This is a genomic window from Achromobacter maghribensis (genome assembly GCF_057334215.1).
In genome coordinates this window covers 315783-322388 of record NZ_JBHFII010000044.1, presented here as the reverse complement: position 1 = coordinate 322388, position 6606 = coordinate 315783, and the positions used below count along the sequence as shown (strand labels likewise).

General features: G+C 66.2%; 5 protein-coding genes and 1 pseudogene. 2 read left to right on the top strand and 4 right to left on the bottom strand.

The genetic code is table 11. The features are described 5' to 3' along the window. The 3 genes and pseudogenes from ACE039_RS19410 to ACE039_RS19400 all read right to left on the bottom strand — a co-directional run. Positions 1-262, bottom strand: a pseudogene (locus ACE039_RS19410) (ABC transporter permease); the annotation flags it as partial. Next, positions 259-1203 carry an ABC transporter permease gene (locus tag ACE039_RS19405; protein WP_485823112.1) on the bottom strand — a complete coding sequence of 315 codons (945 nt, stop codon included), beginning with the start codon at positions 1201-1203 and terminating at the stop codon, positions 259-261. The gene ACE039_RS19405 and the pseudogene ACE039_RS19410, both read right to left, overlap by 4 nt. 4 nt (positions 1204-1207) lie before the next feature. Next, the gene (locus tag ACE039_RS19400; protein WP_310028913.1) at positions 1208-2371 is read right to left on the bottom strand and encodes a C45 family autoproteolytic acyltransferase/hydrolase; all 1164 of its coding nucleotides are present in this window, start codon (positions 2369-2371) and stop codon (positions 1208-1210) included. A gap of 169 nt (positions 2372-2540) precedes the next feature. Between ACE039_RS19400 and ACE039_RS19395 the strand changes: the two genes are divergently transcribed. Continuing rightward, positions 2541-3413: a GntR family transcriptional regulator gene (locus tag ACE039_RS19395; RefSeq protein WP_105556882.1), complete on the top strand. Its 873-nt coding sequence runs from the start codon at positions 2541-2543 to the stop codon at positions 3411-3413. A 152-nt stretch (positions 3414-3565) separates the two neighbouring features. After that, entirely contained in the window at positions 3566-5803 is a 2238-nt protein-coding gene (fhuE, locus tag ACE039_RS19390) for a ferric-rhodotorulic acid/ferric-coprogen receptor FhuE (RefSeq protein ID WP_485823111.1), read from the top strand. Here the strand turns inward: fhuE and fhuF are convergent. After that, the gene (fhuF, locus tag ACE039_RS19385) at positions 5800-6558 is read right to left on the bottom strand and encodes a siderophore-iron reductase FhuF (protein WP_485823110.1); all 759 of its coding nucleotides are present in this window, start codon (positions 6556-6558) and stop codon (positions 5800-5802) included. The genes fhuE and fhuF overlap by 4 nt on opposite strands. Positions 6559-6606 lie beyond the last annotated feature (48 nt).

Sequence of the window (6606 nt, the reverse complement as noted above, 5' to 3'; positions counted from 1 at the left end):
GGCCGCCGGCGCCGGTGGCCAGCAGCACGGTCATCAGACTGACGCGCAGGCTGGCGGTGGTGCCGCGCATCAGCCGGCTGAACACGTCGCGGCCCAGTTCGTCCGTGCCCATCAGGTGGGTCAGGCTGGGCGCGGCCAGGCGCGACTTGAAATCAAGCTTGAGCGGGTCGTAGGGCGTCCAGAACAGGGCCACCAACGCCGTGATCACCACGGCCGCGACCAAGGTGCCGCCGATGACGGCGGTAAGGGAACGACGGGTCATTTCGCGGCCACCCTGGGGTCGAAAATCGGATAGAGCAGGTCCACCAGCAGGTTCACCAGGACGTAGACCGTGGCGATGAAAAGCAGGCAGCCCTGGATGACGGGGTAGTCCCGGGCGAAGATGGCGTCCACCAGCAGACGCCCCAGCCCGGGGATGGTGAACACGGTTTCAATGACCGCGATGCCCGCCAGCAGGTTCCCCAGGATCAGCCCCAGCAACGTCCAGGTGGGGCCGAACGAATTCTTGAAGGCGTGGCGCCACATCACCTTGCTTTCCGGCAGGCCCTTGGCGCGGGCGTGGGTGATGTAGTCCAGATGCAGCACTTCCAGGGTCGAGGCACGGGTCATGCGCAGGATCACGCCGATCTCGTGCAGCAACAACGTGGCGACCGGCAGCACCAGGTACAGCAGCGCGCGGCCGGGGTTTTCGCTGAAGGCGACGAAGCCCACGACGGGAAACCAGCCCAGTTTCAGCGCGAAGAGCAGCAACAGCAGCAGGCCCATCCAGAACGCCGGCAGCGAGAGCAGCAGCGTGGCGCCGGCCACCAGCGCCAGGTCCGTCATGCGGCCTTGGCGCCAGGCCGCGAACATGCCCGCTGGCACGGCCACCAGGGTGGCGAGCACCACGGCGGGCAGCACGATCTGCGCGCTGACCGCGAACCGCTCGAGGATCAGCGTCATCACCGGCTGGCGGTTGGCGATGGATTGTCCCAGGTCGCCTTGCAGCACGTGCCCGGCCCAGATGGCGAATTGCGTCGGCCAACTGGCGTTCAGCCCCAGTTGTTCGCGCAACGCCGCAAGGCTGGCCGCATCGGCGGAGTCGCCCAGCATCAGCGCGGCCGGATCCCCCGGGATCAACCGCACCAGGATGAACACGGCAAGCGCGACGATCAGCAGCGTGGGTAGCGCCATGCCGATGCGCGAGGCGACGAATCTGAGCATGGCGTCAGGCTGCCGCCAGTTCGGACTCGCGCACGTCGACCGCGTCGCCCGGTTCGTCGCCGTCCAGCCGGTAGGTGGTGAAGCGCCGGTTCGCCGCGGGCATGGGCGCGATTTCCATGATGCCCAACGCCGGTTCCATGACGATCATCGCCACGGTGGCGGTCAGGTTGCCGCCGTCGCCGTGGCGGGCGGGGCGGCAGACGGAATAGGGCGCCAGGAAGTCGTCGAACAGGGCGGCCTTGACGCCTTCGCGGTCAAGCAGGCGGCCTTGCGCCTGCAGCAGCCGGCGCACGCGCCAGTCGCGGTAGAAGCTCTCGGGCACGTGGGGAATGCCCGTGTCGCGCAGCTTGGACAGCGCGATGGCGCCCACCCAGTGGTTGGCGTGCACGATCAAGCCGTCGTCCGGATACAGCGGGAAGGCCTCGTCCGGCGCGCATTCGAAATCAATGCCGAAGCCCGCCGCCGACGCGATCATGATGTTGTTCGAGCACGACTTGGGCGTGGTCGCCACGACCTTGGCCGCCAGCGCGAAGTGTTCCTGTTCCAGCACCTTGCGGCGGATCAGGCCCAGCGGCACGCCCAGCGACCGGTAATCGCGTTCGCATTCCAGGTAATTGGCGGTGATGGACACGCCTGCCGCGTTCAAGCCGCTGCGCGCCAGCCCGCCGGCTTCGACGAAGGTCAGGTAGTCGGGGCCGTGGTCCTGGCGCACCCGCAGCACCACGCCGGTGTCGGCGCATTCGGCGCGCCAGTCCCAGTTTTGCGCATGGATCAGATTGCCGGAGGCGCTGCGTTCGGGCAGCAGGATGGCCCCGGTGCAACCGTCGTCGGCCTCGTCGTCGGGATTGGCCGTGGCGCTTTGCGCCCGCGCCAGTGCCATGACCTCGGTGCGGGCGTTGATCATGACGATGTCTTCGAACGGCACCCCCGCGCCGGCCGCGATGCCGTGCATTTCCTCGACGTAGCGTTCGTCGAAGTCACCGATGCGGCGCGCGTAGTCGGCGATCAGGGCTGTCTTTTGCGCGGCGCTCATGCCGAATCCGTCCAGGGCCCCGCCGTATAGCGCCACGCTCTGCCGGATGCGTGGGGCCAGCGCCCGACCGTACTGGCGGCCGCGCTCTTCGGGGCCGCCCGTCAACGTCACGCAGGGAAAGGGGGTGATCGCCATCGCTTGTCCTTTTGTATTTTGATGCTGTGTAATACACTAATTAGGCCGGATGTTGGCTGTCAATCTGTTTTATGTCGCGTTATATGAAATTTAGGGAAAACGTGAATGCCAAGGATGCGAATTGGCATTGAGCATAGGAACCCACCGTGAAGCGCAGGAGCGCGATGCCATGCAGGAGCTAAGTCCCCTACAGATCGAAGTCGCCCGCAAGCTCACGGCGCTGATTCAAGGCGGCCGCTGGCAGGTTGGCGAACGGCTGTCGGATGCGCGCCTGGCGCAAGAACTCAAGGTGTCCCGGTCGCCAATCCGGCAAGCGCTGAATCTGCTGACGCGCCAGGGCCTGGTGGCGTATACGCCCGGCAAGGGCTACCGGCTGGAACGTGAACCGGGCAGCGACGAAAGCCTGGACGAACTGATGCCGCATTCCGAATCGGAAAGCCTGTACGGCGATTTGATGAGCGCGCGCGCGGTCGGCCGCCTGGGCGCGGAAGTGTCCGAGGCGCAACTGGTCGAGCAATTCCAGGTGACGCGTGGCGCGGTGCGGCGCGCGTTGATGCGTTTTGCCACCGAGGGGCTGGCTGAGCGGCTGCCGGGGCATGGCTGGCACTTCGCGGAAAGCCTGGACAACGAGCAGGCGGTGAACGAGAGCTACGAGTTCCGGCTGATCGTTGAATGCAACGCGCTGATGACGCCGGGCTACGCGCCGCGCCCCGACCAGTTGGCCGCCTTGCAACGCGAGCAGACCGAGATCCTGCAGATGCCCATCGAACAGCTGCAGCGCGACGCCTGGTTCAACGCCAATGCAGCCTTTCACGAGACGTTGGCGGCGTGGTCCAACAACCGCTTCCTGACCGAGGCCGTGCGGCGCCAGAACTCATTGCGGCGCATGACGGAATACGCCAACTTCGGGCATCTGGCCGAGGTCCACATCCATCAGGCGTGCACCGATCACTTGGGGATCTTGGCGGCGCTGGCCGAGGGCGACCGCGACTACGCCACCGCGCTGCTCAGGCGGCACATCACGCGGTCGGCCGACATCTAGACGCGGGCCCGACGCCAGCAGGGCAGAGACGCAACCCGGCGTGCGGCTTGCCGGCCTGGCCGTCGTAATTCAACAACAGATAATAAAGATGCGAATCAGTTGCATTACACTTTCTCCCGATTCAGCAGATCGCTGTGGGAGAGGTAGTCGACATGCACGTTCACCGGCCGGGTGGCCATCCATCCAATATTCGTCCCCGAATTCGTCCCCGATTCACGCTACGCCTCGCTGAAGGGCAGCAAACACGCAGCGCCTGCGTGGCATGGGGGCTTTTCCTGGCCCTGGCATCCGCCACCGCGGCGGCGCAGGAAGCCGGGGTATCCACCCTGCCCAGCGTGCAGGTGGTGGGCGAAGGCGATGGCACCACGACCGAAGGTTCCGGCTCGTACACGCCGCGCGCCACCGCCGCCGGCACCGGGCTGGCGTTGACGTTGCGCGAGACGCCGCAATCGGTCACCGTCGTGACGCGCCAGCGCATGGACGATGAAGACATGCGTTCGCTGGCCGATGTGATGGCCAGCACGCCAGGCATCTCGGTGCAGAACTACGACAGCGAGCGGTACTCGTTCAGTTCGCGCGGCTTTTCCGTCAGCAATTACATGTATGACGGCATACCCACGAGTTTCGACACGGGTTACGCCGCCGGCGAATCGTCCGTCGATCCCATCATCTATGACCGCGTGGAAGTCGTGCGGGGCGCCACCGGCCTGTTGACCGGCGCTGGCAATCCCTCCGCGTCCATCAACCTGGTCCGCAAGCACGCCATCAGCCGCGAGTTCAAGGCCGACCTGAGCGTCAGCGCCGGCACGTGGGACAACTACCGCGGCACGCTGGACCTGTCGACGCCCCTGAACACCGACGGCAGCGTGCGTGGCCGCATCGTATCGGCGTATCAGGACAGCCATTCTTTCCTGGACGGCTATCAGAACAAGAAGACGGTTTTCTACGGCGTGGTGGATGCGGACCTGACCTCGCGCACCACCCTTAGCGCAGGCTTCAACTACCAGGACAATGACCCGCAGCGCAGCAGTTGGGGCGGTTTTCCACTGTGGTACGCGGACGGCGGGCGCACCGACTGGAAGCGTTCGTTGAACACCGGCGCCGACTGGAGCGCTTGGGCAAGCACGACCCAAGGCGGATTCGCCAGCCTGGAACACCGCTTCGATAACGATTGGCGCGTGCAGGCGGTGGCGTCGCACTCCAAGCACGAGATGGACGGCAAGCTGTTGTACCTGTACGGATGGCCCGATCGCGAGACCGGGCTGGGCATGGGGGCGTCGCCTTCCTGGTATGTGGGCGATCGCAAGCAGAACAGCATCGACGTCAAGGCGTCGGGCCCGTTCATGATGTTCGGCCGCCGCCACGAGGCCGTGGTGGGCGCAAGCTTCAACCGCCAGTACGCCGACTTCGACTACCGGTCGTCCTTATCCACCGCGCCGGTCGGCAACTTCCTGGATTGGGACGGCTCATATCCGGAACCGGACTGGAACGGCACGTCCGTCACCGCCAGCCGCTACACGACCAAGCAAACCGGCTGGTACGGCGCATTGCGCCTGAATCTGGCCGATCCGCTGAAGCTGATCGTCGGCGGCCGTTACAGCACCTGGAAGACGGACTCCGTCGGCTTCGGCGGCGGCAATCACACCGCCTTCGACAAGAACGCCTTCACGCCGTATGCCGGGCTGCTGTACGACATCAACGACACCTACACCGCCTATGTGAGCTACACGGGGATTTTCAATCCACAAAGCTATCAGGACCGTAACGGCGGTTGGCTCGACCCCCTTGAAGGCAAGTCCTACGAGGCCGGCGTCAAGGGCGAATTCCTGGAAGGGCGCCTGAACGCCAGCGCCGCCGTGTTCCAGGTCGACCAGGACAACGTGGCGCAGGCCGATACGGGATACCTGGTGCCGGGCACGATCAACGAGGCCTATCGGGCGGCGCAAGGCACGCGCAGCCGAGGCTTTGACCTGGAAGTGTCGGGTGAAGTCACGCCGGGCTGGAACTTGGCGGCGGGCTGGTCCCATTGGACCGCTAGCGATGGCGAGGGCAAGGCGATCCAGACCGACCAGCCGCGCAGCCTGGTGCGCGTGTTCACGACCTATCAGTTGCCCGGCGACTGGAACAAGCTGACGGTGGGCGGCGGCGTCAACTGGCAAAGCCACGTCTACACCATCGCCAGCGGTCCCAATGGCGCCGAACGCGTGGGCCAGGGCAGCTACGCCATCACCAACCTGATGGCGCGCTACCGGTTCAACCGCAATCTGTCGGCACAGTTGAACGTGAACAATGTGTTCGACCGCAAGTACTACAGCCAGGTGGGGTTCTATAGCCAGGGCGCCTGGGGCGCGGGACGCAGCGCGATGATGACGATGCGCTATCAGTACTAAGCGCGCCTGGCGGGGGCCCGATGCTGCGGCGCCAGCGGGCAGGCCGCACAATATTGCGCGGTGGGCAAGAGGTGGTAGAGGCAGCACTCGCGGTGCAGCGTCACCGCGGGCCCCGGGCCGCGCGATGTTCGGGGCGGCAGGCAAAGCGGATTGGCGCGTTCATTCGCGGGGCAGCCCCACCAGGGGTTTTCCAGCAGCGCCAGCCTGTCGTGGCGCACGGCGTCGCTTGCCGCGGTGCCGTGCGTCTGCGTTTCGACCGCCTTCAGCACGACCTCCAGGTAGCGCACCGCGCCGCCCCACACCACTTTGCGCGGCAGCCGGCTGGCGCGAAACAACGCATCGGCCAAGGGCAGCAGGTGGTGCCAGACCAGCGCGTCGTACCGGCGCCAGACATCGCCGTCGGGGTCCGGCGCGCCCAGCTCCGCGATCTGGAAGCGGGCAGGCGCCGCGTTGGCGTCCAGTTCGATCCACATGGCGTCGCTGCGCGCGGGCAGCGCGTGGCGTGCGCCGCTGGCGGCCGCGGTCACGGGCGGCAACAGGGTCCACAGATAACTCATGGCCCAGGCGGAGGCCACCGCGCGTGGATCGGCATCCGACCAATGGCGGCGATGGCGGGCAAGCGCGTCGGCCAGCCCGGGCTCATCGCCCAGCAAGGCCGCGGCCTTGCTGGCGCCGGCCGGGGGCGCGCCCAGTTGCACCGTTTCGGCGTAGGGGCGCCAGTCTTCACGAAAGAAGGGCTGCAGCAACGCGATCATGCGCGCGGTGCCTGCATGGGACGGATCATCGTGTTTGGATAGGAAGGG

Bases quoted from the DNA above. Each gene is read 5' to 3' on its own strand.
- ACE039_RS19400 (WP_310028913.1), bottom strand. From the start codon at position 2,371: ATGGCGATCACCCCCTTTCCCTGCGTGACGTTGACGGGCGGCCCCGAA.
- fhuE (WP_485823111.1), top strand. From the start codon at position 3,566: ATGCACGTTCACCGGCCGGGTGGCCATCCATCCAATATTCGTCCCCGA.
- ACE039_RS19405 (WP_485823112.1), bottom strand. From the start codon at position 1,203: ATGCTCAGATTCGTCGCCTCGCGCATCGGCATGGCGCTACCCACGCTG.
- ACE039_RS19395 (WP_105556882.1), top strand. From the start codon at position 2,541: ATGCAGGAGCTAAGTCCCCTACAGATCGAAGTCGCCCGCAAGCTCACG.
- fhuF (WP_485823110.1), bottom strand. From the start codon at position 6,558: ATGATCGCGTTGCTGCAGCCCTTCTTTCGTGAAGACTGGCGCCCCTAC.